Source organism: Methylobacterium gregans (genome assembly GCF_022179245.1).
In the GTDB taxonomy this organism is placed as follows: Bacteria; Pseudomonadota; Alphaproteobacteria; order Rhizobiales; family Beijerinckiaceae; genus Methylobacterium; species Methylobacterium gregans.
In genome coordinates, this window is sequence record NZ_BPQM01000145.1 from 1 (window position 1) to 2,477 (window position 2,477).

Consider the following 2,477-nt stretch of genomic DNA (forward strand, 5'->3'; position numbering starts at 1 on the left):
TTCGGCGGAGGCGTCGGGCGTTCGGCGGCTCCGCCGAACGGAATCGGCGTGAACCGCGCTAGTGCCCTCGTGCCTTGCGGGTCTCGGCCGCCTTCCTTGCCGAGGCCGAGCGATCCGCGGTGCTGCGCTCCGCCGAGGCCCTCCCGCCCGCTTCCCCGCCCTTGTGGGCCGCCGGGTGGCCGGTGTTCTTACCCCGGCCGGAGCCGCCGGGCTTCTTGCCGCCGCCGTCGTCCTTGTTCACGGTCGCCCAGGCGCGGGCCTCGGCTTGCGCCTCCGGCACCCCGCGCTTCTCGTAGGATTCGGCGATGTGCTCCGCCTTGCGGATCTGCTTGTCGGTGTACTTCGACTTGTCGCCCTGTGGCATGCCCGGCTCCCGCGCCTCGCCCCGCCCCTCAGTCGCTCCCTGTCGGACCGTCGAGGATCGCGCGTACCTGCCGAATCAGGTCGGTACGCCGATAGGGCTTGTTCAGGAGATCGAACTCCGAACCGCCGATGTCGGTTCGCTCCAGGCTCGCCTCGGCGTAGCCCGTGGTGAGCAGGACCTTGAGGCGCGGCTGGCGGCGGCGCGCCTCGCGGGCCAGCACTACCCCGTTCATGCCGCCCGGCATGATCAGGTCCGAGAACAGGAGGTCGATCCGCTCACCACCCTCGAGGATCTCCAGCGCCTGACGGCCGTTGGCCGCCATCAGGGTGGTGTAGCCAAAGTCGCGCAGGATGGTGCGGGCGAGCTCCGCCACGTCCTCGCGGTCGTCCACGATCAGGATGGTCTCGGTGCCCTGTCGCTCGACCGTCCGGGCCGTGACCTTCTGCCTGTCGCGCGCCTCGCCGTCGGTGGCCGGGAAGAACAGCCGCACGGTGGTGCCGCGCCCGAGCATCGACTCGATCTGCGCGGCCCCGCCCGATTGCTTGGCGAAGCCGTAGACCATGGAGAGGCCGAGCCCCGTGCCCTTGCCCTCCTCCTTCGTGGTGAAGAACGGGTCCATTACCCGGGCGAGCACGTTCGGCGCGATGCCGGAGCCGGTATCGGAGACCGCCACGCCCACGTAGCGCCCGGCCCGTAGACCGCCGAACTCGGCCTCGTCGCCCTCCTCGATCACCCGGTTCTCGGTGGCGATGCGCACCGTGCCGCCCTTCGGCATGGCGTCGCGGGCGTTGATCAGGATGTTGAGGAGCGCGACCTCGGCCTGGGTCGGATCGACCCGGCAGTTCCAAAGGTCGGGCGCGAGGGCCAGATCGATCGTCGCCGCCTCGCCGAGCGAGCGGGCGACCATCTCGTCCATGCCCTCGATGAGGTTGTTGAGGTTGACCGCGCGCCCGTCCAGCCGCTGCTTGCGGGCGAAGGCGAGGAGTTGCTGCGTCAGAGTAGTGGCCCTCTCGGCCGCCTGCCGGATGTTCTCGGTGGCGCGCGTCAGGCGGCCCTTGTCGGCGTCGGGCTTGGCGAGGCCGGTAGCCAGGATGTCGGCGTAGCCGACGATGACTTGGAGCAGGTTGTTGAAGTCGTGGGCGATGCCGCCGGTGAGCTGGCCGAGCGCCTCCATCTTCTGAGCTTGGCCCAGAGCCTCCTCGGCGTCGCGGCGGCGCGAGACATCGAGCTGCGAACCGAAATAGTAAACCAGCTCGCCGGCCGCGTTGTAGACCGGGCTGACGAAGAGCGCGTTCCAGAAGGTCGAGCCGTTCTTGCGATAGTTCAGGATCTCGGTGGCGAACTCACGCCGCTCGACAACCGCTTGGCGCACCTGGGCCACCGTCTCGCGATCGGTCTCCGGCCCCTGCAGAAAGCGGCAGTTGCGCCCGACCAATTCCTCGGGCGCGTAGCCCGTCATCACCAGGAAGGCGCGGTTGGCGAAGATGATCGGGTTGTCGGGCTGGCGCGGATCCGTGACGATCATCGGCATCCGCGTGGTCTCGACCGCGGCGAAGAAGATATCGCCGTGCGGATCATCCACGTCGCTCGGGCGCCCCTCGCCGACGCGGGCCCCTGGGCCAAGCGGTGGCGTCTCAGGTGTCTCGGTCATCCCGGGGGTACTCTCTGAGGACGAGGCCGCACGTCCGCGCCGCCCCCGACAATGCAGGTCCGAACAGCCGGTCGCTCCGTCGATCCGGCCTCAGGTTTAACCTGTGTCGCGGAGCCGGCAAGGACAATCGCCGCCAAGACACCAGCCCTAAAGCGATGGGGACCCGGCGGCCCGCGTCTCGAAACGGGCCGCGCCGGGGACCTGGCAAGACCGGACTGTACAGGAGAGGATTTCGGGGCAGGCTCGGCGCCGCTCGCGACGGCCCCGACAAGACGGCCTCGGCCCTGTCCGCCACCGTTCCTCCACGATGCGGGCGCGTCGGCACCGTCCTGTGCCCGGGCGCTACGAGATACCCGGCCCGGAGAGGGCCGGACCGAGGTCATGGCGCTCACCCACCCGGCCCTCCGGCGTCGCGAGGACGCCGACATCCCCCGCGTTGCGGGCGAGCACCGCGTCGGAGGC

General features: G+C 70.0%; 2 protein-coding genes. Both read right to left on the bottom strand.

Annotation, left to right across the window (positions count from 1 at the left end; translation table 11 throughout):
* Positions 1 to 58: 58 nt before the first annotated feature.
* Complete coding sequence (locus MFF54_RS24450; RefSeq protein ID WP_238306804.1) at positions 59 to 364, bottom strand: plasmid stabilization protein; 306 nt, start codon at positions 362 to 364, stop codon at positions 59 to 61.
* A gap of 28 nt (positions 365 to 392) precedes the next feature.
* Complete coding sequence (locus tag MFF54_RS24455) at positions 393 to 2,015, bottom strand: hybrid sensor histidine kinase/response regulator (RefSeq protein ID WP_238306805.1); 1,623 nt, start codon at positions 2,013 to 2,015, stop codon at positions 393 to 395.
* Positions 2,016 to 2,477: the final 462 nt, after the last annotated feature.

What these genes read in the sequence shown, in the direction of transcription:
- MFF54_RS24455 (WP_238306805.1), bottom strand. Translation starts at nt 2,015, where the DNA reads ATGACCGAGACACCTGAGACGCCACCGCTTGGCCCAGGGGCCCGCGTC.
- MFF54_RS24450 (WP_238306804.1), bottom strand. Translation starts at nt 364, where the DNA reads ATGCCACAGGGCGACAAGTCGAAGTACACCGACAAGCAGATCCGCAAG.